This window comes from Micromonospora sp. NPDC049662 (genome assembly GCF_040675055.1).
GTDB lineage: Bacteria > Actinomycetota > Actinomycetes > Mycobacteriales > Micromonosporaceae > Micromonospora.
Window position 1 is genome coordinate 1 of record NZ_JBFAOC010000009.1, and the last position, 26,058, is coordinate 26,058.

The 26,058-nt window shown below is 73.2% G+C and carries 27 protein-coding genes; 12 read left to right on the plus strand and 15 right to left on the minus strand.

What is annotated here, in order from left to right:
- Positions 1–1,621 (plus strand): SpoIIE family protein phosphatase (locus AB0J36_RS09495; protein ID WP_363660383.1); only part of this gene is annotated, 1,621 nt, incomplete at its 5' end.
- A gap of 56 nt (positions 1,622–1,677) precedes the next feature.
- Here AB0J36_RS09495 and AB0J36_RS09500 read toward each other — a convergent pair.
- Entirely contained in the window at positions 1,678–3,036 is a 1,359-nt protein-coding gene (locus tag AB0J36_RS09500; RefSeq protein WP_357171611.1) for an FAD-binding oxidoreductase, read from the minus strand.
- Positions 3,037–3,132: 96 nt separating this feature from the next.
- On the opposite strand from AB0J36_RS09500, the gene AB0J36_RS09505 reads away from it, so the two are divergent.
- Entirely contained in the window at positions 3,133–5,229 is a 2,097-nt protein-coding gene (locus AB0J36_RS09505) for a S9 family peptidase (RefSeq protein WP_357133762.1), read from the plus strand.
- A 56-nt stretch (positions 5,230–5,285) separates the two neighbouring features.
- Here the strand turns inward: AB0J36_RS09505 and AB0J36_RS09510 are convergent, their stop codons facing one another.
- The 11 genes from AB0J36_RS09510 to AB0J36_RS09560 form a co-directional block, all read right to left on the minus strand.
- Positions 5,286–7,406 carry a bifunctional polysaccharide deacetylase/glycosyltransferase family 2 protein gene (locus AB0J36_RS09510; protein WP_363660384.1) on the minus strand — a complete coding sequence of 707 codons (2,121 nt, stop codon included), beginning with the start codon at positions 7,404–7,406 and terminating at the stop codon, positions 5,286–5,288.
- A gap of 14 nt (positions 7,407–7,420) precedes the next feature.
- Positions 7,421–7,852 carry a hypothetical protein gene (locus AB0J36_RS09515; RefSeq protein WP_363660385.1) on the minus strand — a complete coding sequence of 144 codons (432 nt, stop codon included), beginning with the start codon at positions 7,850–7,852 and terminating at the stop codon, positions 7,421–7,423.
- 114 nt (positions 7,853–7,966) lie between these two features.
- Positions 7,967–9,481: an FtsX-like permease family protein gene (locus tag AB0J36_RS09520; protein WP_363660386.1), complete on the minus strand. Its 1,515-nt coding sequence runs from the start codon at positions 9,479–9,481 to the stop codon at positions 7,967–7,969.
- 8 nt (positions 9,482–9,489) lie between these two features.
- A complete protein-coding gene (locus tag AB0J36_RS09525) occupies positions 9,490–10,191 on the minus strand; it encodes an ABC transporter ATP-binding protein (RefSeq protein WP_357133766.1) in 702 nt (233 codons plus the stop codon).
- The gene (locus AB0J36_RS09530; protein WP_357392497.1) at positions 10,188–10,724 is read right to left on the minus strand and encodes a PadR family transcriptional regulator; all 537 of its coding nucleotides are present in this window, start codon (positions 10,722–10,724) and stop codon (positions 10,188–10,190) included. The genes AB0J36_RS09525 and AB0J36_RS09530 overlap by 4 nt, the downstream gene beginning before the upstream one ends.
- Before the next feature lie 200 nt (positions 10,725–10,924).
- Positions 10,925–12,463 carry a SpoIIE family protein phosphatase gene (locus AB0J36_RS09535; protein WP_363660387.1) on the minus strand — a complete coding sequence of 513 codons (1,539 nt, stop codon included), beginning with the start codon at positions 12,461–12,463 and terminating at the stop codon, positions 10,925–10,927.
- Positions 12,464–12,465: 2 nt separating this feature from the next.
- Positions 12,466–13,827, minus strand: coding sequence for a sensor histidine kinase (locus AB0J36_RS09540; RefSeq protein WP_357133772.1), 1,362 nt, complete (start codon positions 13,825–13,827; stop codon positions 12,466–12,468).
- Positions 13,817–14,839, minus strand: a complete 1,023-nt coding sequence (locus AB0J36_RS09545; protein WP_357133774.1) for a SpoIIE family protein phosphatase — start codon at positions 14,837–14,839, stop codon at positions 13,817–13,819. Before AB0J36_RS09545 ends, AB0J36_RS09540 begins: the two co-directional genes overlap by 11 nt.
- The gene (locus AB0J36_RS09550) at positions 14,827–15,246 is read right to left on the minus strand and encodes an anti-sigma regulatory factor (protein WP_357133776.1); all 420 of its coding nucleotides are present in this window, start codon (positions 15,244–15,246) and stop codon (positions 14,827–14,829) included. Before AB0J36_RS09550 ends, AB0J36_RS09545 begins: the two co-directional genes overlap by 13 nt.
- Positions 15,243–15,653, minus strand: coding sequence for an STAS domain-containing protein (locus AB0J36_RS09555; protein ID WP_355048333.1), 411 nt, complete (start codon positions 15,651–15,653; stop codon positions 15,243–15,245). The genes AB0J36_RS09550 and AB0J36_RS09555 overlap by 4 nt, the downstream gene beginning before the upstream one ends.
- Positions 15,653–16,513: an STAS domain-containing protein gene (locus tag AB0J36_RS09560; protein ID WP_357133779.1), complete on the minus strand. Its 861-nt coding sequence runs from the start codon at positions 16,511–16,513 to the stop codon at positions 15,653–15,655. The genes AB0J36_RS09555 and AB0J36_RS09560 overlap by 1 nt, the downstream gene beginning before the upstream one ends.
- 166 nt (positions 16,514–16,679) lie before the next feature.
- Between AB0J36_RS09560 and AB0J36_RS09565 the strand changes: the two genes are divergently transcribed.
- Positions 16,680–17,036 (plus strand): STAS domain-containing protein, encoded by a 357-nt coding sequence (locus AB0J36_RS09565; protein WP_007454464.1) that lies wholly within the window; start codon positions 16,680–16,682, stop codon positions 17,034–17,036.
- Between the two features lie 13 nt (positions 17,037–17,049).
- Here the strand turns inward: AB0J36_RS09565 and AB0J36_RS09570 are convergent, their stop codons facing one another.
- A complete protein-coding gene (locus AB0J36_RS09570; RefSeq protein ID WP_355048772.1) occupies positions 17,050–18,195 on the minus strand; it encodes an MFS transporter in 1,146 nt (381 codons plus the stop codon).
- 179 nt (positions 18,196–18,374) lie between these two features.
- Here AB0J36_RS09570 and AB0J36_RS09575 point away from each other — a divergent pair, with 179 nt between their 5' ends.
- The 4 genes from AB0J36_RS09575 to AB0J36_RS09590 all read left to right on the plus strand — a co-directional run bounded on the left by AB0J36_RS09575 (position 18,375) and on the right by AB0J36_RS09590 (position 20,329).
- Positions 18,375–19,070, plus strand: a complete 696-nt coding sequence (locus tag AB0J36_RS09575; protein ID WP_357171616.1) for an FCD domain-containing protein — start codon at positions 18,375–18,377, stop codon at positions 19,068–19,070.
- Positions 19,071–19,109: 39 nt separating this feature from the next.
- The gene (gene mscL, locus AB0J36_RS09580; RefSeq protein ID WP_357171618.1) at positions 19,110–19,571 is read left to right on the plus strand and encodes a large conductance mechanosensitive channel protein MscL; all 462 of its coding nucleotides are present in this window, start codon (positions 19,110–19,112) and stop codon (positions 19,569–19,571) included.
- Between the two features lie 81 nt (positions 19,572–19,652).
- The gene (locus AB0J36_RS09585; RefSeq protein WP_355048337.1) at positions 19,653–19,904 is read left to right on the plus strand and encodes a hypothetical protein; all 252 of its coding nucleotides are present in this window, start codon (positions 19,653–19,655) and stop codon (positions 19,902–19,904) included.
- A 56-nt stretch (positions 19,905–19,960) separates the two neighbouring features.
- Entirely contained in the window at positions 19,961–20,329 is a 369-nt protein-coding gene (locus AB0J36_RS09590; protein ID WP_357133785.1) for a hypothetical protein, read from the plus strand.
- 85 nt (positions 20,330–20,414) lie between these two features.
- Here AB0J36_RS09590 and AB0J36_RS09595 read toward each other — a convergent pair whose 3' ends face one another.
- A complete protein-coding gene (locus AB0J36_RS09595; RefSeq protein WP_357171620.1) occupies positions 20,415–21,641 on the minus strand; it encodes a benzoate/H(+) symporter BenE family transporter in 1,227 nt (408 codons plus the stop codon).
- A gap of 57 nt (positions 21,642–21,698) precedes the next feature.
- Between AB0J36_RS09595 and AB0J36_RS09600 the strand changes: the two genes are divergently transcribed.
- Complete coding sequence (locus tag AB0J36_RS09600) at positions 21,699–22,259, plus strand: XRE family transcriptional regulator (protein WP_357133789.1); 561 nt, start codon at positions 21,699–21,701, stop codon at positions 22,257–22,259.
- 7 nt (positions 22,260–22,266) lie between these two features.
- Here the strand turns inward: AB0J36_RS09600 and AB0J36_RS09605 are convergent, their stop codons facing one another.
- Positions 22,267–23,289, minus strand: a complete 1,023-nt coding sequence (locus AB0J36_RS09605; protein ID WP_357171621.1) for an AAA family ATPase — start codon at positions 23,287–23,289, stop codon at positions 22,267–22,269.
- A gap of 62 nt (positions 23,290–23,351) precedes the next feature.
- On the opposite strand from AB0J36_RS09605, the gene AB0J36_RS09610 reads away from it, so the two are divergent.
- The 4 genes from AB0J36_RS09610 (at position 23,352) to AB0J36_RS09625 (ending at position 26,044) form a co-directional block, all read left to right on the plus strand.
- Positions 23,352–24,071: a protein phosphatase 2C domain-containing protein gene (locus AB0J36_RS09610; protein WP_357133793.1), complete on the plus strand. Its 720-nt coding sequence runs from the start codon at positions 23,352–23,354 to the stop codon at positions 24,069–24,071.
- Positions 24,072–24,174: 103 nt separating this feature from the next.
- Positions 24,175–24,513, plus strand: a complete 339-nt coding sequence (locus AB0J36_RS09615) for a PadR family transcriptional regulator (RefSeq protein ID WP_357133795.1) — start codon at positions 24,175–24,177, stop codon at positions 24,511–24,513.
- Positions 24,510–25,355, plus strand: coding sequence for an ATP-binding cassette domain-containing protein (locus tag AB0J36_RS09620; RefSeq protein ID WP_357392499.1), 846 nt, complete (start codon positions 24,510–24,512; stop codon positions 25,353–25,355). The genes AB0J36_RS09615 and AB0J36_RS09620 overlap by 4 nt, the downstream gene beginning before the upstream one ends.
- The gene (locus AB0J36_RS09625; protein ID WP_363660388.1) at positions 25,352–26,044 is read left to right on the plus strand and encodes an ABC transporter permease; all 693 of its coding nucleotides are present in this window, start codon (positions 25,352–25,354) and stop codon (positions 26,042–26,044) included. Before AB0J36_RS09620 ends, AB0J36_RS09625 begins: the two co-directional genes overlap by 4 nt.
- The last annotated feature ends 14 nt before the right edge of the window (positions 26,045–26,058 follow it).

A 26,058-nucleotide genomic window follows, 5' to 3' on the forward strand; every position in this document is an offset into this window, starting at 1 on the left:
GCCGGGCGCGGGCGCCCGCGCCGGCGGCACGCGGGTGGCCGCCGGCCCCGGGGCCGGCGACGGCTCGGCGCCGAGCGCGGGCGCGATGAGCGAACTCATGCAGACCGCCCCCGACATGTACGCGGACGACCCGCTGCCGGACTTCGCCGCCAGCCTGCTCAACCGGGTCGCCGAGATGGTCGGCGCGGCCGGTGGGGCCGTCCGCCTCGACCGGGGCGACGGGCAGGGCCGACAGTTGTTGGCACGTTTCGGCCGGCAGCCCCGCCCCGACAGCGAACTGCTCCGGGTGCCGCTGACCGTGCACCGCCCGTACGCCGGGGAGTTGGAGCTGGACGCAGCGCCATCGGCGTACGCCCGCCCGTTGGCGGTGCTCACCGCGGAGCGGCTGTCGCTGCACCTGGAGAACGACCGGCTGCGCCGGGCGGACGTCCGCCGGCAGGCCTGGCTGACGTTCCTCGCCGAGGCCAGCGAGCTGCTGGCCCAGTCGCTGGACGTCGAGCTGACCATGGCGTTGATTCCGCAGTTGGTGGTGCCCCGCCTGGGCCAGTGGTGCGCCGTGCACACGACCGACGAGTGGGGGCGGCTGCGGTTGGCCGCGACCAGCCACGCCGACGAGTCGGTGCTGCCACAACTGCACCGGGTGCTGGCGGAGACCGGCCCGGATTCCATCCAGGCCCGGCTGCGGGAGGCGTCCCGGAGTGCGGCGCAGATCCCGCTCGGCGGCCCGATGGAGGGCTTCGCGGTTCCGCTGATCGCCCGCGGCCAGCGTCTCGGCACTCTCGCGGTGGGCCGGCACCAACGGCACCGGCACGACCCGGACGAGGTGGCCGTCCTGGAGGACGTGGCGCGGCGGGCCGCGCTGGCGATCGAGAACGCCCGGATCCACGCCGAGCGGCGACGGGTGGCGCAGACGCTCCAGAAGTCCCTGCTGCCGCCCGTGCTGCCGGTCGTGGAGGGCATCGGCTTCGCCGCCGAGTACGTACCCACCGGCGATGACGCCGAGGTGGGTGGCGACTTCTACGACGTGGTGCCGCTGCCCGACGGACGCTGGCTCGTGGTGATCGGCGACGTGTCGGGCAAGGGCGTCCAGGCGGCGGCGGTCACCGGGCTCGTCCGGGACGTGATCCGGGTGCTGGTGGGTGACGGCAAGCCGTTGCCGGAGGCGCTGGCCCGGCTCAACGAGACGCTCGTCGAGCGGGGCGGCGGCCGGTACTGCACGTTGGCACTGGCCGCGGTGGGGCCGGGCGACGGCGACCACCTCGACGTGTCGCTGCACCTGGCCGGGCACGACCGGCCGGTGCTGCTGGCCGGCGCGGGTGGCGCCCGGTTCGTCGGTGCCGGGGGCACGGCGCTGGGTCTGCTCGACACCATCACCTCACCGACGACGGAGATCACGCTCACCCCCGGCGACTCGCTGATCTTCTATACCGACGGGGTCACCGAGCGGCGGCACGGTCGGGAGCTGTTCGGCACCGACCGGCTGCGCGACGCGGCGGCGCCGCTGGCCGGCTACTCCGCCGACGTGGTCGCCGCGCGCCTGCGCGCCGCCGCCATCAACTTCTCGGTCGAGCCACCCCGGGACGACATCGCCGTCCTGGTGCTCCGCAACGACGCGGTCTGACCGGCGCAGGCTCACCCCGCCGGCGTTGCGTCACGTCCGCACCGGCCGGGACAGCCTCACAGGCCGCCGGGGAGGCGGCCGGGGGCGAGGCGTCGCTCCGGGTCGAGGTGCTCCTTCGCGGCGCGGAGCTGGACCAGGCCGGCCAACTCTCCCCACAGGTCGACGGCCTGTCGGACGGCGGCCGGGGCGGAGACGACCACGCAGCGACCCTGCCGGGCCAGCAGCACCCCCCGGACGGCGGCCAGGATGGACGCCACCCGGTCGGGTGGCACCGCGCCGGGCAGGGCCGCGTGCACCACGCCCAGACCGGCCGAGCCCCGCACCGGCACGGGAGCGCCGGCCGCGTCGCGCAGCGCGTACACGGCGGCGTGCAGATCGCTGATCGGCACCTCCAGCCGTAGTGCTGTGTCGCCGGGCGCGAAGGGGTAACGACGCCACCACGGCGGTGCCGAGTGGGTCACGGTCGCCTCGCCGTGCAGCAGGCCGACCAGCCGTTCGGCGCGTTCGTTCACCTCGGCCGGGCCGCCTTCGAGCAGCACGACGAGGCTGCCCGCCCGGGACGGGGCCCCGGACCGGCCGGACATCGACGGGTGGCGCTCGCGGGCGGTGGCGGACGGATGGCCCGGCGGGTACACGCTGCGTGGCCGGGGCAGGCCGCCGGGCAGGTCCAGCTCGATGGCCGCCGGGTCGAGGCGGGCGGCGAGGATCGACCGGATCAGCTCGTGGACCTCCAGCGGGGTCCACACCGGCCGGGACACCCACAGCCGGCTGGCGGGCACCGGCTGCACCCGCAGGCTCGCCGAGACCAGCACGCCGAGCGCGCCCTGCGAACCACAGAGCAGCCGGGCCAGGTCGAGCCCCGGCGCGCCGCCGCCGGCGCTGACCAGCTCACCGTCGGCGGCCAGATAGCGGACGCCGACGAGCTGGTCGCACGGGCTGCCGTGGCGGTGCCGCAGTGGACCGGCCTCCCCGGCGGCGAGCACCCCGCCGAGGGTCGCGCCGGGCGAGGGAGCGTCCATCGCGAGCCGCTGCCCGGTGCGTTCCAGAGTGGCCTGTACCGCCCGCAGTGGAGTGCCCGCGCCCACCTCGACCACGGGGGCGCCCACCGGCTCGTGGCCGATGCCAGCCAGCCGACCCGTGTCGAGCAGGATGTCGACCTGCGTCGGGGTGGCACCCCAGTCGATCTTCGTGCCGGCGCCCCGGGGCACCACCGTCAGATCGTGGACGGCGGCCAGCCGCAGCACCTCGGCCGCGGCGTGCGGCCCGCCGGGCACCGCCACCCAGCGCGCGGGCCGCCCGGCCACCTCGTCGGCCGAGCCGGCGAGTCGGGCGAACGGCGGACCGCAGATCGCGGTCAATCGCCGGGTGATCTCGAGGGCTCCGGACCGGCCGAGGGAACTCGCTGCTGCCGCCATGCCGGCAATCGTACATGTGTACGAAAGACGGGGTGGGGATGTTCGGGATGCCGCTGGTCCGGCACGGAGGGTGAGTCGGCCGGTAACGTGGCCGCCGTGACCACCGAGACTGCCCCGCCCGCGGCGAAGCGGGTGCCCACCGAGCGCACCCACCACGGCGACACCGTCGTCGACGAGTACGCCTGGCTCGCCGCCAAGGACGACCCGGAGACGATCGCCTACCTGACCGCCGAGAACGCGTACACCGAGGAGCGCACCGCGCACCTGGCCGCCCTGCGGGCGGAGCTGTTCGAGGAGACCCGCCAGCGCACCCGCGAGACGGACCTGTCGGTGCCCACCCGCAAGGGCGGGTACTGGTACTACACCCGCACGATCGAGGGCCAGCAGTACGGGGTGCACTGCCGGCGCGCGGTCCGCGACGGCGAGTCCGAGCCACCGGTCAGCGCGGACGGCGCCCCGCTCGACGGCGAGGAGGTGCTGCTCGACGGCAACCTGCTGGCCGAGGGGCACGACTTCTTCTCGCTGGGCGCGTTCGACGTCAGCCCGGACGGGCGCTGGCTGGCGTACTCGACGGACTTCTCCGGCGACGAGCGCTTCACCCTGCGCGTGAAGGACCTGAACACCGGCGAGCTGCTGCCCGACGAGGTGCCCGACACCTTCTACGGCACCGCCTGGTCGGCCGACGCGTCGGCGCTGTTCTACGTGACGGTCGACGACGCCTGGCGGCCGAACCGGGTCTGGCGGCACACCATCGGCTCCGCCGCCTCCGACGACGTGGTGGTGCACCAGGAGGACGACGAGCGGTTCTGGGTGGGCGTCGAGCTGACCCGGTCGGAGAAGTTCATCCTCATCGACATCCACAGCAAGATCACCAGCGAGGTGCTGGTGATTCCGGCCGGCAACCCCACCGGCGCGCCGGCCGTGATCGCGCCCCGCCGGCAGGGCGTCGAGTACGCGGTGGAGCACCACGGCCACCGTTTCCTGATCCTGCACAACGACGGCGCGGAGGACTTCGCGCTGGCGTTCACCTCGGCGGACACCCCGGGCGACTGGGTTCCGCTGATCGAGCACACCCCGGGCACCCGGCTGGAGGCGGTCGACGCGTTCGCGAACCACCTGGTGGTGTCGCTGCGCACCGACGGCCTCACCGGCCTGCGGGTGCTGCCGGTCGGCAGCGACGACGGGTACGACATCGACTTTCCCGAGCCGCTGTACAGCGTCGGGCTGGACGCCAACCCGGAGTACCGCACCGGGCAGGTCCGGTTGCGTTACTCCTCGCTGGTCACCCCCGACTCGGTCTACGACTACGACCTGGTCACCCGGCAGATGGTGCTGCGCAAGCAGAAGCCGGTGCTGCCCGGTCCGGACGGCCGACCGTACGACCCGGCGGAGTACGAGCAGCACCGTGACTGGGCGCTCGCCGACGACGGCACCCGGGTACCGATCTCGCTGGTCTGCCGGGTCGGCACGCCCCGGGACGGCTCGGCGCCCTGCGAGCTGTACGGCTACGGCTCGTACGAGGCCAGCATGGACCCGTGGTTCTCGGTGGCCCGACTGTCCCTGCTGGACCGGGGCGTGGTCTTCGCCGTGGCGCACACCCGGGGCGGCGGCGAGCTGGGCCGGCGCTGGTACGACCAGGGCAAGATGCTGGCCAAGAAGAACACCTTCACCGACTTCGTGGCCTGCGCCCGGCACCTGGTCAAGGCCGGTTGGACGGCCAGTGACCGGCTGGTGGCCCGGGGCGCGTCGGCCGGCGGCCTGCTGATGGGCGCGGTCGCCAACCTCGCTCCGGACGCCTTCACCGGGATCGTGGCGCAGGTGCCGTTCGTGGACGCGCTCACCTCGATCCTCGACCCGTCGCTGCCGCTGACGGTCACGGAGTGGGAGGAGTGGGGCAACCCCCTCGACGATCCCGAGGTGTACGCGTACATGAAGTCGTACACGCCGTACGAGAACGTCACGGCGGTGGACTACCCGGCGATCCTCGCGGTGACCAGCCTCAACGACACACGGGTGCTCTACTCCGAGCCGGCGAAGTGGATCGCGCGGCTGCGGGCGACCGCACCGCAGGGCGACTACCTGCTCAAGACCGAGATGGGCGCCGGGCACGGCGGCCCGAGCGGCCGGTACGACGCCTGGCGCGAGGAGGCGTTCATCAACGCCTGGATCCTGGACCGCCTGGGCCGCGCCTGACGCTCGATCCCGGATGTGGTGGCCTCACGCCGCCACCACATCCGGGGAGCAGCGGCCTACCGCTGGCCGGCGCCGACCAGCGCGGCGACCTCACCGGTGCGCACCATGCGCTGCCAGCGCAGCCGATTGCCGATCAGCGCCGTCACCACCGACTGCACCACCACCAGATACATCAGCTGTCGATAGATCACCTGCTGGAACGGCAGCGCCCACAGTGGTCCGTACCGCTCCCGGTCCAGGCGCAGCGCGTACCCGGCGGTGGCCGCCTGGAGCACGAGCAGACCGGCCCAGGCCAGAGCCAGGGTCGACCACGGCAGGAAGAGCAGGCCGTACACGGCGAACACGTCGACGGCCGGCGCGGTCAGCGGCAACACGACCTGGAAGACCGTGAGGTACGGCAGGCCGCGTCGGCCGAGCTTGCCGCCGCCGCCCGACTCGCGCAGGGCATGCCGGTGCTTCCACATCGCCTGCATGGTGCCGTAGCACCAGCGGTAGCGCTGCCGCCAGAGCTGGCGGAGCGACGAGGGCGCCTCGGTCCAGGCGATCGCGGACTCCTCGTACACCACCCGCCAGCCGGCCCGGAGGACCTTCATCGTCAGGTCGGTGTCCTCGGCCAGGGTGTCCGACGGCACGCCGCCCACCCGCAGCAGCACCTCACGCCGGAAAGCGCCGATCGCGCCGGGGATGGTCGGCATGCACTCCAGGACGTCGTACATCCGCCGGTCGAGGTTGAAGCCGATGACGTACTCCAGGTGCTGCCAGCGACCGAGCAGGCGACGGCGGTTGGCGACCTTCGTGTTGCCGCTGATCGCGCCGACCGATGGATCGGCGAACCCCTGCACCAACCGGTACACGGTGTCCGGCTGGAAGACGGTGTCCCCGTCCACCAGCACCAGCAGGTTCGCCCGCGCGGCCCGGATGCCGGTGTTCAGCGCCGCCGGCTTGCCGGCGTTGGCCTGCCGGATCACGCGTACCCCGCGGAGCCGCATCCGCTCGACGATCTCGGCGGTGCCGTCGTCCGACCCGTCGTCGACCACGATCACCTCCAGAGCCGGGTACGCGCTGGCCATCAGCGAGCGCACCGTGGCGGCGATGTTCGCGGCCTCGTTGTACGCCGGCACGATCACCGACACCGGGGCGCGAACCTCGGGGCGGGTGTGCCGCTGGCGGCGTACCCGGCGCACGTGCCGCCGCGCGCAGACCACCTGCACCACCAGGCGGGCCACGCCGAGCACCAGGGCGACGGCCAGCAGCAGGTTCATCACCTGCGCCGACCAGTGTGCGGCGCGCTGGGTCCACCGCAGCGCCGTACCGCTGAGGCGGCTGCCGGCGGAGGCCGCGACCATCGATGGCGCGGCGTCGATGCCGGCCGAGACGGTGGTGAACCGGTAGCCCTGATCGGTCAGCGCCGGCAGCAGTCGGTCCAGCGCGGCCACCGTCTGCGCCCGGTCCCCGCCGCCGTCGTGCATCAGCACCACCGCGCCCCGCCCCCGTTTCGGGGTGGCGGCCCGCGCGATCTGGTCGACGCCGGGGCGCTGCCAGTCCCTGGTGTCCTGATCGGCGAGGACCGCGACGTGCCCGACACCGGCGGCGGCGCGCAACGCGTCGTACTCCGGCCCGGTCAGCGCCGTCGGCACCGACGAGAACGGCGGCCGCAGGAGGGTTACCTCCCGACCGGCGGCTCCGGCGATCGCCTTGCGGGTCAGCGAGAGTTCGAGGTCACGACGCCACGGCGGTACCGCGGCGAGGTTCGCGTGGGTGAAGGTGTGCGACCCGATCTCGTGGCCCTCGGCGAGCATCCGTCGGACCAACTCCGGATGTTCGTTGACCCGGGCCCCGACCACGAAAAACGTGGCGTGCGCGCCGTGGCGGCGCAGCACGTCGAGCACCTGGGGGGTCCAGTGCGGGTCCGGCCCGTCGTCGAACGTCAGCGCGATGGTCCGAGCCGGCAGGGCCCGGCTGACCGGCTCGTCCCCATCCAGCCGCAGCACCGGCCCACCCGTGCCGACGCCGGGAGGCACGCCCGCGCCGGAGCCCTCGGCGGATGCCCCGCCGGATGCTCCGCCGGATCCACCGGCGATTCCGGTCACCAGGCCGTTCACGGTGAGCACCGCGAGCAGCAGGAGCAGCCCGAGCAGGAGCAGGAACCAGTGGGCCCGAGGGTCACGTCGGGCCACGTGTCGCGCCCTCGTCACTGCGGCTTACCCGGTGGCCGGCTCGGCTTGGCGGTGTTGCGGTGCTCGTCGCCCCGGCCCGGCTGGGCGCTTGCGGACGGTGTCACGGTGACGGCGGGGGGCGGCGAGGATCGTCGCGCGGCGACGGACGCCGTGGGGCCGGGGACCGGCGGCGACGTACGGGTCACCGGAGAGGGCCCGGTGGGACCGGTGGACGCCCGAGGCTGGTCGGCCCCGTCCACGCCGGCCTCCACCGGCCTGGGCGCCCGGCTGTCGTCGGACCAACCCGGCAGCGGCACGGACGTGTCCATGAAGAGCCCTGCCGCGATCAGCCCAAGGCTCGTGAGCAGGCCGAGACCGATCGCGGTACCGGCGACGACGGTCAACCGACGGCGGCGGCCGGTCCCGTCGACGAACACCGGCGGGGCAGCTCCGGGTTGGTCGTACATCTGGCGTAACTCCCACCGTCGCCCGCGTCACGGACCGTCCGGCCCGTCACCGGGAACCCGATGGCCGGGCTCCCGATGCGGACAGCGGCACCGCAGGCGACGGCGTTACATCGCTCAGGCCGTCCGCAACTCGTCCACCGCCGTGCTCACCCGCAGGAAGAGCAGGCCGACACCGACCGTCACCAGCACCGCCGCCAGAGCGCCGGCGCCGAGCCAGGCCAGGTGCTCCAGCGGTACGGCGACAGTCCGCTCCTGCGCAGCGGTCGGCACGAGGTGGGTGTACTGGTCACGGGTGGCCGGGTCGTCGCAGAGCGCCGCCGTGGCGTCGCACACCGTCGTCGACGATGTGCTCGTGGTGACGCTGGGAAAGAGTCCCCTACCGAGTAGCACGCCGACGGTGAGCGCCAGCAGGATCGCCGGCACCGCAGGGGCCAATGCCTGCCAGGCCACCGATCCGCTGAGCGTGCTGCGGGGCACGCCGGTGGCGACCAGCGCCGCGTACGCGCGACGGCGGGCCACGATTCCCTCGACCAGCGCGACGAGCAGACCGCCCGCCGCGATCAGCACCGCGACGGCGACTGCGGCGTCGACCAGGTCCATTGTCGACAGGTAGAACGGGTTGGCGCCGCCGTCGTCCACCCCGGCGAGACGGTTCTGCTCCCGTTCCAGCGCGGCCTGGGCGACGAAGTAGGCACGCTGGACCGCCGCGCCGGCACCGAAGATCATGGCGGCCAGCAAGGCGGCGAACGTCCGGCTGCCCGCCCACGGGTCGGCCATCAGCCGGCCCGCCGCGAGTAACGCCGCCGCGCCGCGGGCATGTCGGCGCAGCAGACGCCCGCAGGTGTACGAGATCCAGCCGACGCCGACGACCACCCCGATCATCGCGGCGAGCCCGCCCGCCAGGAAGAGCAGGGGCACCAGCCAGCCCCGCACCACGTCGTTCCCGTCGACCCATCGGAGCATCGGGCGCGTGGCCGCGAAGCAGGCCAGACCGAGGCCGATCAGCACTCCGGCCCAGGGGCGTGGACCCCGCTCGCGGGCGGCCTTGCGACTGACCCCGAGCGGGCTCGTCGTGACGGTACGCAACATGAGGGCGGTGGCCAGCGCCGCGATCACCGGCAGACCCAGCACCACCGCGGCCAGCACGGCGACCGAGGGCAGCACGTCGGTGGGCAGCGCCAACCGGCCCTGGTCGTCCGGCCGGTGCAGCAGCTCGCGGCCGACCAGGTAGACGCCCAGCCCGACACCGGTGCCGAGCAGGCTGGCCAGGCCGGTCTCCAGCACCGCCAGTCGGGTGACCTGACCGGGGGTCGCGCCGGCCAACCGGAGCGCGGCGAGTCGCCGGTCCCGGGCCGGAGCGCCGAGCCGGGCACACTGGCCGGCCAGCGCCAGCACCGGTACGGCCAGCATCAGCAGCGCGAAGGCGGTCCCGCCGCGCAGTCCCGGTTCACGCAGCAGCGCGTTGCGGTACTGCTCGGACTGCGCCCAGGCGTCGCCGGCCGGTTTCTGGATCGCGAGCACGGTGAGCGCCGCCAGCCCGGCCAGCGCCGCCAGCAGCGCACTGAGCGCGGTCAGCACCACGCGTGCCGTGTCGGTGCGGTTGCCGGCCAACGCGAGTCGCACCAGCATCGCCGGCCTCACCGTGCGCCGCCCGCCAACGGCACGTCCAGCCCCAGGCCGGTGTGGTCCACCAGGCCGTCGCGCAGCACGATCTCCCGATCGGCGTACGCGGCGATCCGCGGCTCGTGGGTGACCAGCACGACGGAGGTGCGTTGCTCCCGTGCGAGCCGGACCAGTTGGGTGAGCACCTGCTCGCCGGTGAGCGTGTCGAGCGCGCCGGTCGGCTCGTCGGCGAAGAGCACCCGCGGCTCGGTGACCAGTGCCCGCGCCGTCGCACACCGCTGCTGCTGGCCGCCGGACATCTCGCCGGGTCGCAGGTCGGCCAGGTCGGCCACCCCGAACCGCTCCAGCCAGGTGAGCGCGGCCGTCCGCGCCTCTCGCCGCCCCGTGCCGGCGAGGAGCAGGGGCAGCGCCACGTTCTCGGCCGCCGTCAGCTCGGCCACCAACTGCCCGAACTGGAACAGCACCCCGAACTCGGTACGCCGTAGCCGGGACCGGGCCGCCTCCGACCAGGTGTCGAGCCGGTGGCCGCGCCAGGTGACCTCGCCCGCGTCGGGCCGGAGGATCCCGGCCAGGCAGTGCAGCAGGGTCGACTTGCCGCAGCCACTCGGCCCGGTGACCGCGACGATCTCGCCCTCGGCCACGTCGAGCGTCACACCGCGCAGGGCGGGCGTCGGGCCGTACGCCCGAACCACGCCGCGAGCCTGGAGTTGCGTCACGCGTGCACCTCCCGGTGCCAGTCGGCGACCCGGCCCAGCGTGGTGTGCAGCCACCGCAGGTCGGCGTCGAGATGGGCGATCGCGAAGTCGGCCGCGACCATGTCGTTGAGGGTGGCGGCCGGGTCGGTCTTGACCGCCGTCAGCTCCCGCAGCCGCGCGGTGTGCGCGGCACGCTGGGCGACCAGGTACGACCGCGCCCGGTCGACGTCGGCGACCAGCAGCGCCACGACGACCTTGGCGAAGAGCGTGCTGGCCACGTACGGCATCGGCGACTCCACCGTGGACAGCCACCGATCCAGAGTGGAGCGACCCTCGTCGGTCAGCGCGTACGCCGTGCGGTCCGGCCCGGAGGCGCGGTCCTGACCGGCGGCGGACACCAGACCGTCCCGTTCGAGGCGACCGAGGGTCGCGTAGACCTGCCCGAAGGCCAACGGTCGAGCCCGGGGCAGCCGCTGGTCATGCGCACGCTTGAGCTCATACCCGTGCCGACTCCCCCCAGCCAGCAACCCAAGCAGAACATGCGGCGTAGACACCGCCCCACTATTCACCCAGCGAATACCCCCGTCAACACCCCCCCACCCCCACCCCCCACCCACCCCCACCCCTTCACCCGCGTGATCAAGAGGTTCGCGTCATCGACAGGGCGAAATTTGACGCAAACCTCTTGATCACCGGAGCAGAGAGGGGGCCGGAGGGCCTGGGGGGCGGAGGGCCGGGGGGGTGGGGTGGGGGTTTAGTGGCGGCGGAGGACTACTACGGCTACGTCGTCCTGGATCTTGTCGGGGGCGAGTTCGACCAGGAGGCGGGCGCAGAAGTCGTCCAGGTTGTCGTCCACCGTGGTCGACACCGCCGCTAGCGCGGCCAGCCCCTCGTCGATGGTGGCGTCCCGGCGCTCGATCAGCCCGTCGGTGTAGAACACCAGCGTGGCGCCGGTCGGCAGGACGAACTCCAGGTCGGCCGGTCGGGGCGCGCGGACGCCGAGCAGGGGTGCCGAGTGCTGCACGAACTCCACCTTGCCGTCCCGGTGCAGCAGCGGCGGCAGATGACCGGCGCTGGCCAGCCGGACGTGACCGCTCGGCGGGTGCAGCAGCAGGACGCAGAGCGTGGCCAGTTCGTTCGGCAGCAGGGTACGCATCAGCTCGTTGACCCGGTGCAGGATCTCGCCGGGCTGGTGCCCCTCGACGGCGTACGCCCGTACCGCGTGCCGCAGCTCGGCCATCACGGTGGCCGCGTGCAGCGAGTGGCCGGCCACGTCCCCGATCGCCAGCAGGAGGTGCCCGTCGAGCATCACCAGCTCGTAGAAGTCGCCGCCCACCTCGGTCTGCGCGCTAGCCGGCTCGTAGCGCACCGCGAAGTCCAGTCCGGCGACCGTGGGCAGGCTGCGCGGGAGCAGACTGCGTTGGAGGGTGACGGCGATCCGGTGCTCCTCGTCGAAGGAGCGCTGGGCCTCGACGGCCGCCGCGACGGCCTGGGCGAGCTGCACGAGCACCGGCGTCCGGGCGGTCTGGGTGGCGGTGGGTACGACCACGTAGAGCGGCGCGCGGTCCTCCCGCAGCCGGGCCGCGGCCACGGTCACCGTGTCGTCCGCGGGCCAGGTGAGCAGACCCCAGTTCTCCGGAGGCTCCACCCGCACGGTGGCGCCGGTGGGCACTCCGGTGTCGTCGACGACCCACGGCACAACGGCGGCTTCGGCGCCGGGGCCGGCGCAGACACCGGCGATGCAGTCACCGTCGAACGTCTCGGCGATCACTGCGGCAGGGCTCTTGAAGATCTGCGCGGCCCCCTCCGCGGCGACCTCGAGGAGCCGCCCGAACGTCGCCGCGGCGTGCACCGCGACGGTGGTGTCGGCGAGGCCGAGCAGTCGCTCGGCGAGCAGTTCGGCACGCTGCCGGGCCTGGTAGTAGCGCAGCACCGCCCGGGTGGTGGCGATCAGCTCCTCCGGCTCGATCGGCTCGGCCAGGTACGCGTCCGCCCCCCGGGTGAGCCCCTGGGCGCGGTCGGCCACGTCCACGGCGTGCGCGGAGACGTGAATCACCGGCAGCGCCGGGTGGGCCGCCTTGATCCGCTCGCACACCTCGTAGCCGCTCAGGTCGGGCAGCCGGACGTCCAGCACCACGAGGTCGATCCGCGCCGTCTCGACCCGGGCCAGCGCCTCGGTGCCGCTCTCCGACTCGAGCACCGTGTACCCGGCCCGGCTGAGCCAACTGACCAGCAGGTAACGCTTGGTACGGCTGTCATCGACCACCAGGACGGTCGTCGGTACGGCGTCCACCGTCACGCTCCGCCGATGGGCAGTGAGACGGTGAAGGTGCTGCCCCGGCCGGGCTCGCTGGCCAGCTCCAGCGTGCCACCGAGCAGGGTCACCAGTCGCCGGGCGTACGGCAGGCCGAGGCCGGTGCCGCCGACCCGGGTCGCGCCGGGCACCTGGTAGAACTCCTCGAAGATCCGATCGTGCAGCTCGGGGGGGATACCCGGGCCGGTGTCACTGACCTCGAAGCGCCACCGGTCGTCGCGGCGTCGGGCGCGCAGCCGCACCTCGCCGCGCTCGGTGAACTTCAGCCCGTTGTGCAGCAGGTTGCGCAGCACCTGGCCGAGCAGCACCTCGTCGGTGCGCAGCACGGCCGGCACGGTCGGCTCCTCCACCGTCAGCTCCACCCTGGGCCGGGTGGCCAGTGCCCGCATGGTGCCGCGCAGTTGACCGAAGACCGGGCGCAGGTCCACGTCCGCCCAGTCGGGCTCGATCCGGCCCGATTCGGCCTTGGCGAGGTCCAGCAGTTCGTTGACCAGACCGAGCAGATCCTCCGCCGAGGAGCGGATGAGGCCGACCTGACGGACCTGCTCGGTGGTGAGAGGGTCGGAGGAGGAGTCCGCGAGCAGGCGTCCCAGCCCGATGATCGCGGTCACCGGGGCGCGCAGCTCGTGGCTCACGTTCGCCAGGAACCGGCTCTTCGACTCGCTCGCGGCACGCAGTTGGGCCGACTTCTCGTCCAGCTCGGCGTAGAGGGCGACGACTCCCCGGTTGGTCGCCTCCAGCTCCTCGGTGAGCTGGTTGTAGAGCGCCACCACGCCACGGTTGGTCTCGGCCAGCTCCTCGTTGAGCACGGCCAGCTCGTCGCGTTGGCTGCGCACCTCGTCGAGCGCCGCGATGAGCTGGCCGTTCTGCACGGTCAACTCGTCCAACGCGCTGCCCGGCGCGGTGCGGCCGAGTTCGGAACGGAACTCGGCCAGCCGCTCCGGGGTCGGGATCGGCGCGTTCGCCGGGACTCTGCGGGACATCCTTACGACCGTAACCCCCTCGGCGGTCGTCACGCTCAGGGAGTCGACCAGGCGGGACACCGCACCGGACTGCGGCTCGTACCGGCCGTCGGGTAGCGGCCCCACCGGCGCCAGGTCGGCGCGGAGGTGGAAGCGGCCGTCGGGCCGCCCCTCGAGGTGGAAGATGACGTCCGCGCCGCCGGTCAGCCGCAGCAGGTCCCGGGCGACCTCACTGAGAGCGGTGGCGATCCGCACCTGGTCCTGGTGTTCGAGGCCCACCACGCCGGCCACCTCGCGGCCACGCTGGCGGATGACGAAGATGTCCTGTTCGACGCGGAGCGCCATCTGCAGCAGCGGCACCGAGGCCGGATCAACGCTCATGCCCGGACCTCGCCACCAGGACACAGGCGTCGTCGCGCCGCGTTCCGGCGTCGCGCAGCAGGGTTGCCGCCAGCACCAGCGGGGACCGTTCGACGAGGCCCGGGTAGTCGGCCAACCGCCAGCGGTCGACGACGCCGTCGCTGTGCATGACGAGCCGGGAACCCGGCCCGAACGGGTAGTCGTAGCCGCGTACCGTCGGCCGTTGGTGCCCGGCGATGCCGGGCAGCGACACGAGCCCGCGGCGTTGGCCATCGTCGTCGACGATCACGCCGGAGATGTTGCCGAGCCCGGCGTAGTGCAGCACGCCAGGTGCCAGTTCGGCGACCGCGAGCGCCGCGCCACGGGTGTGCGACATGCTCCGGTGCAGGTGGCTCACCACCGCCGCCGGGGCGCCGGCCGGCGCGTTGCGGAAGGCGGCGAGCGCGGCCTCGGTGGCGGCGGCGGCCAGCGGGCCGTGCCCCAGACCGTCGCTGACGAGCACCTGGTGCCGGCCGTCGACGAGCCGGACGGCGTACCCGTCACCGCTGACCGTCTCGCCGGGGATCGGCCGGGTGAGACCACCGGCCCAGGACGGTGTCGCCGGTTCGGCCGGCCAGACCTGGACGGCGAAGACGGTCCCCTTACCGGGCAGGGAGTAGCCGTCGAACCAGCTCGCCTGCCGGACGATGGCGCCGAGGCCGATGCCGAGCGTGCCGGTGGTGGAGTGCCCGTCCCGGGAGGAGACGGTGAGGTCGGCCATGCCGGGCCCGGAGTCGATGGCGACCATCTCCACGCCGGCCTGCCCGGCACGGCGGACCGGCCGCAGCAGCAGGACGCCGTTGTCGGCGTGCTTGACGAGGTTGCTGGTCAGTTCGGCGGCCACGATGGCCAGGTCCGCGATGCGGGCCGCACCCATCTCGATCTGCTCGCCGAGGCGTTCCGCAGCGCGTCGTACGGCGCTGGCGGTACTGCCCGCCTCCACCCGGAACCAGATGCCGCTGTCGGTGACCGGGTCCCCGTTCACCGGGCCCACTTGGTGACCGTGATCCGGGTGCCGGCCTCCGCCGACGTCTCGATCTCGAACTCGTCGACCAGCCGGCGGGACCCGCTGAGGCCGAGGCCGAGGCCGCCGCCGGTGGTGTACCCGTCGGTCAGGGCCAGGTCGAGGTCGGCGATGCCGGGGCCGGAGTCGGCGAAGACGATCCGCAGGCCCTTACGTCGGCCGTTGTCCACGGTCGCCACCTCGACGGTGCCGCCGCCGCCGTACACCAGGGTGTTGCGGGCCAGCTCGCTCGCGGCCGTGACCACCTTGGTCTGGTCGACCAGCGACAGCTTGACGGCGACCGCCACCGACCGGACCAGTTGCCGGACGCGTACCACGTCCTCGTCGCTGCGGACCGACTGCGCCTGCGGGTGGCCCAGGTCGATGCCCGTGGTCACGGCGTGGCCGTCTCGGCGTCCGGATCGTCGTCGAGCTGGTGATCGAGCTCGTCGGCGTTGGCCGCCGCGATCAGCTCCATGCCGCGCTCGACGTTCAGCGCGGTACGGATGCCGTTCAGCGACAGCCCCAGTTCGACAAGTGTGATGGCGACGGCGGGGCGCATGCCGACCACCACCGTCTCGGCGTCGAGGACCTTCGAGATCGACGCGATGGTGGAGAGCATCCGGCCGACGAACGAGTCGACGATGTCCAGCGCGGTGATGTCGATGATGACGCCGTGGCAGCCGGTCGCCACGATCCGCTCGGCGAGATCGTCCTGGAGCTGAACCGCCGTCTGGTCGGACATGTCGAGCTGGATGGAGACCAGCAGGATGTCACCGATCTTGAGGATCGGTACGCGTTCCATCAGGCGTCCCTGCGGGACTGGCGACGGGCGGACTCGATCCCGGTGAGCCGCAGCACGTGGCGCAGCGCGTCGGCGAGGCTGGCCTTGGTGGCGATGTCGCCGAACTCGATGCCGAGCGCCACGATGGTCTGCGCGATCTGCGGCCGGATGCCGGAGATGATGCAGTCGGCGCCCATCAGTCGGGCGGCCACCACGGTCTTCAGGATGTGCTGGGCGACCTGGGTGTCCACGGCGGGGACGCCGGTGATGTCGATGATCGCGTACGGGGAACCGGTGTCGACCAGGGTCTGCAGCAGCCGCTCCATGACCACCTGGGCCCGGGCGGAGTCCAGGGTGCCGACCAGCGGGACGGCCACCACGCCCTCCCACAGCTTCACCACCGGGGTGGAGAGTTCGAGCAACTGCTCGGCCTGGTCGGCGATGAGGCTCTCGCGGGTACGCACGAAGCTCTCAAAGGTGAACAGGCCCAGCTCGTCGACGAGCTTGGAGTAGGCGACGAAGTCGTGCAGCGCGTCGGCCCCGCCGGACTCCTGGAGCAGCTCGGCCAGTACGTCCTTGAGCGCGAAGACGCTGATCGTCGTCTCGGTGGCGGAGAAGCCCTGCCGGGCCCTGCCCCGGGACAACTCGGAGAGCGTGGCGCGCAGTTCACCCGTGCTCTCGGCGGACAGGTCGAAGCTGCCCTGCTGGGCGACGCCGATGATGGCCTGATGCAGATCCTCGACCTGTCGGCGCAGCTCGGCGTGGCTCAGCCGGCCCCGCAGCGAGCCGGCCACGATGTCGGTCCACCGCTGCGTGATCTGCTCGGCGTGGCCGCCCAGCAGCGCGGCCAGTCGACCACTTTCCTCGGCGTTCAACGCCATCGCGAAAACCCCCCTCGACCTGGACCGGCCGGACTCTATCACCGGGGCCTGCACAACTACTTGCTCCGTAGCAATGGAATGACGGGGACCACCGGATGCCGGCTCCCGTTCTGCGTGCGACCCCGGTCGTGGGATACCGTTCCCCCGATAACAGGAGGTCTGGCGAATGTCCCTGACGGTGCACACGGAACAACGCGGCGACGTGGTCGTCGTGTCGGTCGCGGGCGAGCTGGACATGGCAACCGCACCGCAGTTGCAGGACCAGATCACCGACCTGCTCGACAAGGGCCGCAACCGGCTGGTGTTCGACCTGGCGGACGTCTCGTTCTGCGACTCGACCGGTCTGTCGGTGTTCGTTCGCGCCAAGAACAGCTGTGACGAGGCCGGCGGTGTGGTGCGGCTGGCCGCTCCGCAGCGTGGCGTGCTGCGCATCCTCGAGGTGAGCGGGCTCGTCGAGGTGCTGCACACCTACCCGACGGTGGACGAGGCCGTCGCCGGCGAACCGACGCCGGCGTCCTCCTGACCGCTGTTTCGACCTACTCGTCCTCGACGTAGCGGGGACGGGCGATCGCCATGCCCGCCGCCGTCTGCACGGCGAGCGCGGCCAGCAGGAATCCGATCGGCGCCGTCCAGCCGCCGGTGATCTCGTAGAGGATGCCGACCGACAGCGGGCCGAGGGCGGCGATCACGTACCCGGTGCTCTGCGCGAAGGCGGAGAGCGCGACGGTCCCGTCGGCGGTCCGCGCGCGCAGACCGATCGTCGTGAGGATCAGCGGGAACGCGCCCTGGCCGAGCGCCAGCAGGGTCACCCAGAGCAGCGCGGCGCCGTGCGGTGCCAGCGCCAGCCCCAGGTAGGCCAGCGCCGACGCGCCGGTCAGGCCGAACACCAGCGGGCGCAGGGTGGCGAGCCGGCCGGCGAGGGTGGGCATCAGCAGCGCGATCGGCACGCCGAGCGCGGTCACCCCGGCGAGCAGCAGCCCGGCCGACTCGGGCCGGTAGCCGGCGTCGCGGAACAGTTGGGCCAGCCAACCCATGATGGCGTAGCCGCTGAGTGACTGCGCCCCGAAGTAGATCGCCATGGCCCAACCCAGCCGGGTCCGCGCCGGCCGGACCCGCGCGGCGACGGCCGCCGTCGGGGTCGCGCGCCGCGCGCCCCGGCGGGTCCGCAGCGCCAGCGGCACCCACGGGAGTACGGCCACCGCGGCCAGCCCGGCCCAGACGCCCAGCCCGGCCCGCCAGGACCCGAAGGCGTGCGCGATCGGCACGGCGGAGGCCGCGGCCACCGTCGTGCCCAGGGTCAACGCCATGGTGTACGCCCCGGTGACGAGGCCGGTCCGGTGGCCGAAGTGCTGCTTGACGAGCATGGGCAGCAGGATGTTGGCGACCGCGATGCCGGCCAGTGCCAACGCGCTGGTGAGCACGAAGATCCAGGCCGAGTCGGTGGCGGCCCGGAGCACCTGGCCGACGGCCAGGACGATCATGGCGACCACCAGTACCCGGGCCGGGGCGACCCGGCGGACCAGCCACGGGGTGAGCGCGCCGAGGCCGGCGAACGCGATGGTCGGCAGGGTGGTGACCAGTCCGGCCATGACGCCGGAGAGCCCCAACCCGGCGCGGATCTCGTCGAGCAGGGCGCCGAGGCTGGTGACCGCCATGCGCAGGTTCAGCGCGACCAGCAGCATCCCGACCAGCACCAGCGCGCCACCGGTCACCGGGTGCGTCCGCCGGGCCGTGGTGCCGTCCGCCGGGCGGGTGTCGACGGCGAGGACGGGTGCGGGCGGGGCCGGAGCGGCGGCGGCTGGCGGGGTCATGACCTCTAACCTACAATCATGGGATGAATTTCAGGCCGGTGATGTAACCAGTGCCACCGTCGGTCGATTCCCCCGCCGCGCAGCCAGCCGCGCCTCCCCGGGGGCACCGCGTCCGCCAGACCATCGAGCAACTCCGGGCCCGGATCCTCGGCGGCGAGTGGCCGGTGGGCGGCCGCATCCCCACCGAGCCACAGTTGGTCGCCGCGCTGGGCGTCGGGCGCAACACGATCCGCGAGGCCGTCCGCGCCCTCGTGCACGCCGGGGTGCTGGAGTGCCGGCAGGGCTCCGGCACCTACGTGGTGTCCACCGACGAGCTGGCCCCGGTGGTGGCCCGTCGACTGGGCGACGACCGGATGACCGAGGTCATCGAGGTACGCCGTGCCTTCGAGGTGGAGGCGGCCCGACTCGCCGCGCTGAGGCGTACCCCGCAGGACCTGGCGGCGCTCGACGGCGCGCTCGCCGACCGCGAGGCGGCCTGGCGCGGCGGCCGGGTCGACGCGTTCGTGGAGGCCGACGCGGCGCTGCACGTCGCGGTGGTCGCCGCCGCGCACAACGCGATGCTCGCCGAGCTGTACGCCTCCTTCGGCGCCGCCCTGCGCAGCACCGTCGCCCAGGCGATGGGGGGCGCGCTCGCGCCCGAGCGCTACGTCGACCACACCCGGCTGGTCGAGGCGATCCGCGCCGGCGACGCGGGCCGGGCGGCGATCGAGGCCGGTGCTTTTCTGGAGCCGGCCGACGGGGCATAGGTTGTCCGCGACGGAAAACCGGACACCTCGGGAGTACGGATGCTCAAGGGCTTCAAAGATTTCATCATGCGCGGCAACGTCGTCGACCTGGCGGTCGGCATCGTGATCGGCGCCGCGTTCACCGGCGTGGTCACCCAGCTCACCAAGTCGTTCCTCGAACCGCTGATCAAGGCGATCGGCGGAGGCACCGCCCTCAGCGCCGGGAAATGGAAGCTCACTGAGGGCAACTACGTGGACTGGGCGGCATTCATCAACGCCGTGATCACGTTCCTGCTCACCGCGGCGGTGCTCTACTTCTTCGTGGTGTTCCCGATGAACAAGCTGGCCGAGCGGCGGCAGCGGGGCGAGGAGCCGCCGCCCGCGGCCCCCAGCGAGGAGGTCAAGCTGCTCACCGAGATCCGGGACGCCCTGGTCTCCGCCGGTCACACGACCCCGGGCCAGCAGCGCGGGGCGCTTGACGACGTGCTGGGCCGCCGGACCGAACCGCCGACGCAGCGCTGACCCACACGGATGCACATCGGCCCCTGCGGGATTCCCGCAGGGGCCGCATCTTCTCGTACGTGTGTTCGATAGAGTCCGGCCATGGAGCAGCGCAAGCACTGGTGGAACGGGAAGTGGGGGCGGCTGGCCCGGCGGGACGTCTTCCTCCGGGTGGACGCCGACCGGTGGCACGTCGAGCAGCGGGCCGGCGGCGCCGAGGGCATTTCCCGGTTCTACGAGTACGGCAGCGCCGACGAGGCCGAGGAGACGGTCCGGGCGCTGCTCGACGGCACGGACACCTGGCGGGAGCTGTCTCCCCGCCCACCGGGCGGCTGGACCCTCCCGAACGGCTGAGCGCGCGGCTCCGGAGGCGGCGTTTAGCGGCGGGCCGCCTCGGGAACCGCTGAGAGATGGACCAGCAGGACGCGCAGCAAGCGACCATCTCGCGGATCACCACCGGGATGCCGGTGATCGACGTGGCCGGCACCGAGGTCGGCACCGTGGACCTCGTCCAGCGGGGCGACCCGAACGCGGTGACCGTGCAGACACCGACCGCCGACCCGGGCAGCAGCCTGGACGAGCTGATCGAGGCGACCGCGGTCGAGGAGCCGGACGTGCCGGCCGACCTGGCGGCACGTCTGCTGCACACCGGCTACCTGAAGGTCTCCACCGAGTCGGCCGACGGAGCCGTGTACGTCCCGGCCGACCGGATCGGCTCGGTGGCCGACGGCCGGGTCCTCCTCGCCGTGGGCATGGCCGACCTCCCCCGCGAGGAGTAACCCGGTCGCCCTGATCGACTCGGCTTCCCGCAAACAGCGGCATCACCGCACCCCGGACACCCCGCCTTCCAGAAGCCCGAGTGGATCAGGCCGGGAGCCGTCGTGCTGGCTCGGTCGAACTCTCCGACGAGGGCGGGACGGGCGCGGGCGGGACGGGCGCGGCCGGGCGACGGAAGAGCAGCAGCATCAGGCAGCCGGCGATCAGCCCCCAGAACGCGCCTCCCACGCCGACCAGCGTCACCCCGGACGCGGTCACCACGAAGGTGACCACAGCGGCTTCCCGGCCCTCGGGGTCGGTCACCGCCGCCGCGAGCGCGGTGGCGAGCGCGCCCAGCAGGGCCAGCCCCGCGACGGCCTCGATGAGGATCGGCGGCGCGACCGCCACCAGGGCCGTGGCGACGCCCGCGCCCAGCCCGAGCAGGGCGAGCCCGACGCCGGCGGTGACCGAGGCGACCCACCGACGCTCCCGGTCGGGATGCGCGTCGGGGCCGGCGGCCAGCGCGGCGGTGATCGCCGCGAGGTTCACGGCGTGTCCGCCGGCGGGGGCGGCCAGCAGGCTGGCGAGCCCGGTGGCGCGCAGGGCCGCGCCGAACGGCGGACGGTAGCCGTAGCCGACCAGCACCGCCATGCCCGGTACGTTCTGCGCCGCCATCGTGACCAGGAACAGCGGAAGGGCCAAGCCGACCAGCGCGGACACGTTCCAGGCCGGCACGGTCACGGTGACCGACGGGATCAGCGCGGTGCCGCTCAGCCCGGCCGGGGGCGCGGTCAGCGCGAGCGCCACCACCGCCACCAGCAGCGCCCCGGGCACCGCCCAGCGGCGGGCGAACCGGTGCAGCAGCAGCCAGCCGACCACCACCGGACCGGCCACCCGGGGCAGCTCGACGAGCGCCCGGACCGGTGCGGTGCACAGGGGCAGCAGCACTCCGGCGAGCATCGCGCCGGCCACCGGCTTGGGGATGGCGGCCACCGCCCGGCTCAGCGGCGGGAAGAGACCGGCCGCGACGATCAGCAGCCCGGAGACGAGGAACGCGCCCACCGCGACCGGCCAACCTCCGGGCGGCGGCCCGGTCGCCACCAGCAGCGCCGCGCCCGGCGTCGACCAGGCGACGCTCATCGGGATGCGGTGCCGCCAACCCAGCCACACGGCGGCGAGCCCGCACGCCACGCAGAGGGCGAGCAGGCCGGAGGCGGCCTGCGCGTCCGACGCGCCGACCGCCCGGAGCCCGGCCAGCACGACGGTGAAGGAGCTGGCGAAGCCGACCAGCGCGGTCACCACGCCGGCCAGCACCGGTTGCGCGCGTCCACCCATGTCACCACCCCCGGAGCGTTCCGTTTACGGAACGGCAGTGTGTAGCACCATAGTCGGATGCCGCAGCCACCACCAGCGGGCCGTCCCGGCCTCGACGTGGACCCCGTCGTCGTCGGTCGGCGCGTCCGCGCCCTGCGCGAGGAGCGGGGCATCTCGCTGTCCACACTGGCCCGGCTCGCCGGCATCGGGAAGGCGACCCTCTCCGGACTGGAACACGGCACCCGCAACCCGACCCTGGAGACGCTCTGGGCGGTCACCGCGCAGCTCGGCGTACCGTTCACCGCCCTGCTGGCCGACCCGACCCCCGGGCCCGTCGTGCACGGCGCCGCCGTCACCGCCACCCTGCTGGAAGTGTTCACCGACACCGACGCGACCTACGAGCTGTACCGGATGCGCGTCGCACCGGGCGTCGTGCAGACGTCCCCCGCCCACCAGCCGGGCGTCACCGAACACATCACCGTCTTCGGCGGAGTGCTGCGGGCCGGCCCGGCCGACGCGCCACTGACCGCCCCGGCCGGCGGTCACCTCCGCTGGGTCTCCGACGTGCCGCACACGTACGCGGCGGTGGGCGACGAGGAGGTCGCCGCGAGCCTGCTGCTCCGCTACCCCCGCAACTGAACCCGGCTCAGTCCACCGGGGCGGGGACCGGCAGCCGTCGGCGTACCGCCCAGAGCGCTACCTCGGTCCGCGACGCCGACCCGGTCTTGCGCAGCAGGTTCGACACGTGCACGGTGACCGTCCGCACCGAGATGCCGAGCGCCTTCGCGACCTGCTTGTTCGACATACCGCTGACCAGGCAGCCCAGTACCTCGACCTCCCGGGCGGTCAACTCCACGTCGACCGCCTCGACCGGGCCGAGCGGCGTACGCGGCCCGGGTAACCGTCGCAGCAACGCGTCCGGCCCCTCCCCGGCGTACGCGGCCAGCAGCTCGGTCAACGCGTACGGATTGCCGCCGGTGTGTCGCCAGACCGAGGTGACCAGCCGGTCGGACGGCGGCGCACCCTCGTACACCTGGGTCAACACCTCGGCGACCTCGGCCGGGCGCAGCGGACCCAGATGCTGGCGGACGACGCCGCGTACCCCGCAGAGGCGGGCCAACGCGCGGCGGGTGAGGTCCGGGGCCACCGCGTCGGCGGCCGGCCGGCTGGCGACGATCAGCAGCGCCGGCAGCTCGGCCACGGTGGCCAGCTCACCGACCAGGTTGACGCTGGCCGGGTCGAGCGCGTGCAGATCGTCCACGACCAGCACCGCCGGGCCGGGGCCGACCAGCAACTGGACGGTACGGACGGCGAGGCGCAGCAGGGTGCCCGGCGCGTACCGTTCGCGCGGTGCGGTGGGCTGCTGGGCGAGCCACGCCAGCGCGTCCGGCGGCAGGGCGAGCGAGCCGGTGTCGCGGCCGGTGAGCACCGACGCCAACCAGTCGTACGGGGCCGGACCGTACACCCGGGCGGCCCCCGAGAGCACCACGGACGGACGCGGCGTGAGGGCATCCACGGCGGCGGCGACCAGCAGACTCTTGCCCACGCCGGCCGCGCCGGTGAGCACCGCGACGGTCGGCGCGCGACGCTCGGCGGCGGCCACGGACGACCACGCCCGGTCGAGCTCGGCGAGCTCGCCGGCGCGTCCGACCATGGACACCGGCATCATTTCTCAACCCTACGCAGTAGTGCGTAGAGACGAAGGCGGGGTGTTCTTGGCAAGCTGGCACCATGACGCTGATCCTCCGCTCGGCCATCCTCAACGACATCGGCCTGGTCCGCACCAACAACGAGGACTCGGCCCTCGCCGGTGACCGCCTGATCGCCGTCGCCGACGGCATGGGTGGCCTGCCCGCGGGCGAGGTGGCGAGCGAGATCGTGATCCGGATCCTGGACGAGTTGACCCCACCCACCGAACCGGACGCGGCCGCGGACGCCCTGCGTGCCGTGGTCAGCACCGCCAACCAGCGCATCCACGCCGCGATCACCGTGGACCCGGCGCGCGAGGGGATGGGCACCACGCTGACCACCGCGCTGCTGGCCGGCGAGACGCTGGTGCTGGCCCAGGTCGGTGACTCCCGCTGCTATCTGCTGCGCGACGGGGAGCTGACCCAGCTCACCCGGGACGACACGTTCGTGCAGGCGCTCGTCGACCAGGGCACCCTCTCCCCCGACCAGGCCCGGCACCACCCGCAGCGCTCCCTGGTGACCCGGGCCGTGCAGGGCGCGGACACGCCGCCGGCCGTCGGTGTGCTCACCGTGGCGCAGGGTGACCGGCTGCTGCTGTGCAGCGACGGGCTCTCCGACTACGTCGAGGACGACGCCATCGCGGCGGCGCTGGGCATGTACTCCGACCGCCAGCAGTGCGGGGAGCAGTTGGTGAAGCTGGCCCACCACGCCGGTGCTCCCGACAATGTCACGGTCGTCGTCTCGGACGTCACCACCCGCTGACCGATCCGGCCCGCTCGACGGTCCCATGGGGGCCGCCCGATCGGGCCCGGTCACCTCAACTAGGTGGTTGTGCCATCTAGGTTGCGGCACTAGTGTCCCGGCTGTGGATTCCGACCGGCGCGGGCAGTGGCTGCGGGGGGTGCTCGACATCTGCGTCCTGGCCCTGTTGGCCGAACGCGAGTCCTACGGCTACCAACTCGCCCAGGCGCTCGACGCGGCGGGCGTCGGGCCGATCCAGGGCGGCACGCTCTACCCCGTCCTGCTGCGCCTACAGAAGACCGGTCTGGTAACCGCCCAGTGGCGGGAGGGCACCGCCGGGCCGGCCCGCAAGTACTACCGGCTCACCGACGACGGGCAGGCGGCGCTGCGCGAGGGCGGCAGCGCCTGGCTCACCTTCGTGCGGCCGGTGAACGACATCGTCACGAAGGGGGTTGCCGGGTGAACGCCAACGACTGGCTCCGGACATTCGCCGCCGAGCTGCACCAGCGCCGGGTCGCGCCGGACGCCGCCCGGCACGTGGTCGCCGAGGCCGCCACACACCTGCGCGACTCCGGCGGTGATCCCTGGGTCGTCTTCGGTCCACCCCAGCAGTACGCGGGCGCGATCGTGGAGAGCATCGGCACCGCGCCCGGGCCACGCCCCGGACCGGTCCGGCTGCACGCGGCGGGCATCACCAAACGGTACGGCCGGCAGACGGTGCTGCGGGACGTCTCACTGACCGTCCGGGCCGGACAGATCGCGGCGGTGGTCGGCGCGAACGGCTGCGGCAAGAGCACCTTCCTACGGATCTGCGCCGGGCTGATGTCGCCCGACGCCGGCGAGGTGACCGTCAACGGCCGGCTCGGCTTCTGCCCGCAGTCCGGCGGCACCTCCGACTTCCTGCTCGCCGACGAGCACTTCGTGCTGGTCGGCGCCGGCCAGGGCATCGCCCGTGGACCGGCCCGCCGCGCCGGCCGGGCGGCGGCCCGACAGCTCGGCTGGGAGGCGGGCGGCACCGTGCAGGCCCGGCACCTCTCCGGCGGCACACGGCAGAAGCTCAACCTGACCATCTCCACCCTCAGCGAGCCGGACGTCCTGTTGCTCGACGAGCCGTACCAGGGCTTCGACCAGGGCACCTACGTCAACTTCTGGGATCAGCTCAGCCGGTTGCGGGACGGGGGCGCGGCGATCGTCGTGGTGACCCACCTCCTGAACCAACTCGACCGGGTGGACACCGTGCTCGACCTGACCCCGGCACACCAGTCCGGGCGGGTCGCGCCCGGTGTTCGAGGAGGCCGCCCGTGAACAGGCTCGTCACCGTCGCCGAGATGACGCTACGGGAGCTGCTGCGGCGTCGGGGCGTACTCCTGTTGCTGTTGTTGATGCCGTTGACCTTCTACCTGATCCGGCGGGACGCGTACCTCGGTCAGTCGGTCCGGTCGCTGCTGCTCGGCGTCTGCTGGGCGGTGAGCACCGCGGCGCTCTTCGCGACCACCGCGGCGCGGGAGTTGGAGCCGAGGCTTCGACTGGCCGGCTATCGTCCGCACCACCTCTACCTGGGCCGGATGCTCGGCCTGTGGGCGGTGGGGCTCGTCATCTCCGTACCCTTCTTCCTCCTGCCGATGCTCGACGGCGCGGACCTGCGCTACGGCGGCCTGGTCGCGGCGCTGCTGTGTTGCGTCGCGGTGGCCGCGCCGTTCGGGGTGCTGATCGGCACGCTGCTGCCCCGCGAGATGGAGGGCACGCTGCTGCTGCTCACGGTGGTGACCGTGCAGATGCTCATCGACCCGGCCGAGTCGGGGGCGAGGTTGACGCCGTTCTGGTCGAGCCGGGAGGTCGCGACCTGGGCGGTGGACCACACCGACGACGGTTACCTGACCCGGGGTGTGCTGCACGGCCTCATCGTCACCGCCCTGCTGGTCGTGGGCGTGGCCACCGTGGCCAGTGTGCGGCTGCGCCGCCGCCGGCACCTGCGCCACCTACCCGTCGGCTGAGCGGATCTGGTCAA

What these genes read in the sequence shown, in the direction of transcription:
- AB0J36_RS09500 (WP_357171611.1), bottom strand. Translation starts at nt 3,036, where the DNA reads ATGGCGGCAGCAGCGAGTTCCCTCGGCCGGTCCGGAGCCCTCGAGATC.
- AB0J36_RS09515 (WP_363660385.1), bottom strand. Translation starts at nt 7,852, where the DNA reads ATGTACGACCAACCCGGAGCTGCCCCGCCGGTGTTCGTCGACGGGACC.
- AB0J36_RS09520 (WP_363660386.1), bottom strand. Translation starts at nt 9,481, where the DNA reads ATGCTGGTGCGACTCGCGTTGGCCGGCAACCGCACCGACACGGCACGC.
- AB0J36_RS09540 (WP_357133772.1), bottom strand. Translation starts at nt 13,827, where the DNA reads ATGAGCGTTGATCCGGCCTCGGTGCCGCTGCTGCAGATGGCGCTCCGC.
- AB0J36_RS09555 (WP_355048333.1), bottom strand. Translation starts at nt 15,653, where the DNA reads ATGGAACGCGTACCGATCCTCAAGATCGGTGACATCCTGCTGGTCTCC.
- AB0J36_RS09560 (WP_357133779.1), bottom strand. Translation starts at nt 16,513, where the DNA reads ATGGCGTTGAACGCCGAGGAAAGTGGTCGACTGGCCGCGCTGCTGGGC.
- AB0J36_RS09565 (WP_007454464.1), top strand. Translation starts at nt 16,680, where the DNA reads ATGTCCCTGACGGTGCACACGGAACAACGCGGCGACGTGGTCGTCGTG.
- AB0J36_RS09570 (WP_355048772.1), bottom strand. Translation starts at nt 18,195, where the DNA reads ATGCTGCTGGTCGCGCTGAACCTGCGCATGGCGGTCACCAGCCTCGGC.
- mscL (WP_357171618.1), top strand. Translation starts at nt 19,110, where the DNA reads ATGCTCAAGGGCTTCAAAGATTTCATCATGCGCGGCAACGTCGTCGAC.
- AB0J36_RS09585 (WP_355048337.1), top strand. Translation starts at nt 19,653, where the DNA reads ATGGAGCAGCGCAAGCACTGGTGGAACGGGAAGTGGGGGCGGCTGGCC.
- AB0J36_RS09590 (WP_357133785.1), top strand. Translation starts at nt 19,961, where the DNA reads ATGGACCAGCAGGACGCGCAGCAAGCGACCATCTCGCGGATCACCACC.
- AB0J36_RS09595 (WP_357171620.1), bottom strand. Translation starts at nt 21,641, where the DNA reads ATGGGTGGACGCGCGCAACCGGTGCTGGCCGGCGTGGTGACCGCGCTG.
- AB0J36_RS09600 (WP_357133789.1), top strand. Translation starts at nt 21,699, where the DNA reads ATGCCGCAGCCACCACCAGCGGGCCGTCCCGGCCTCGACGTGGACCCC.
- AB0J36_RS09605 (WP_357171621.1), bottom strand. Translation starts at nt 23,289, where the DNA reads ATGATGCCGGTGTCCATGGTCGGACGCGCCGGCGAGCTCGCCGAGCTC.
- AB0J36_RS09610 (WP_357133793.1), top strand. Translation starts at nt 23,352, where the DNA reads ATGACGCTGATCCTCCGCTCGGCCATCCTCAACGACATCGGCCTGGTC.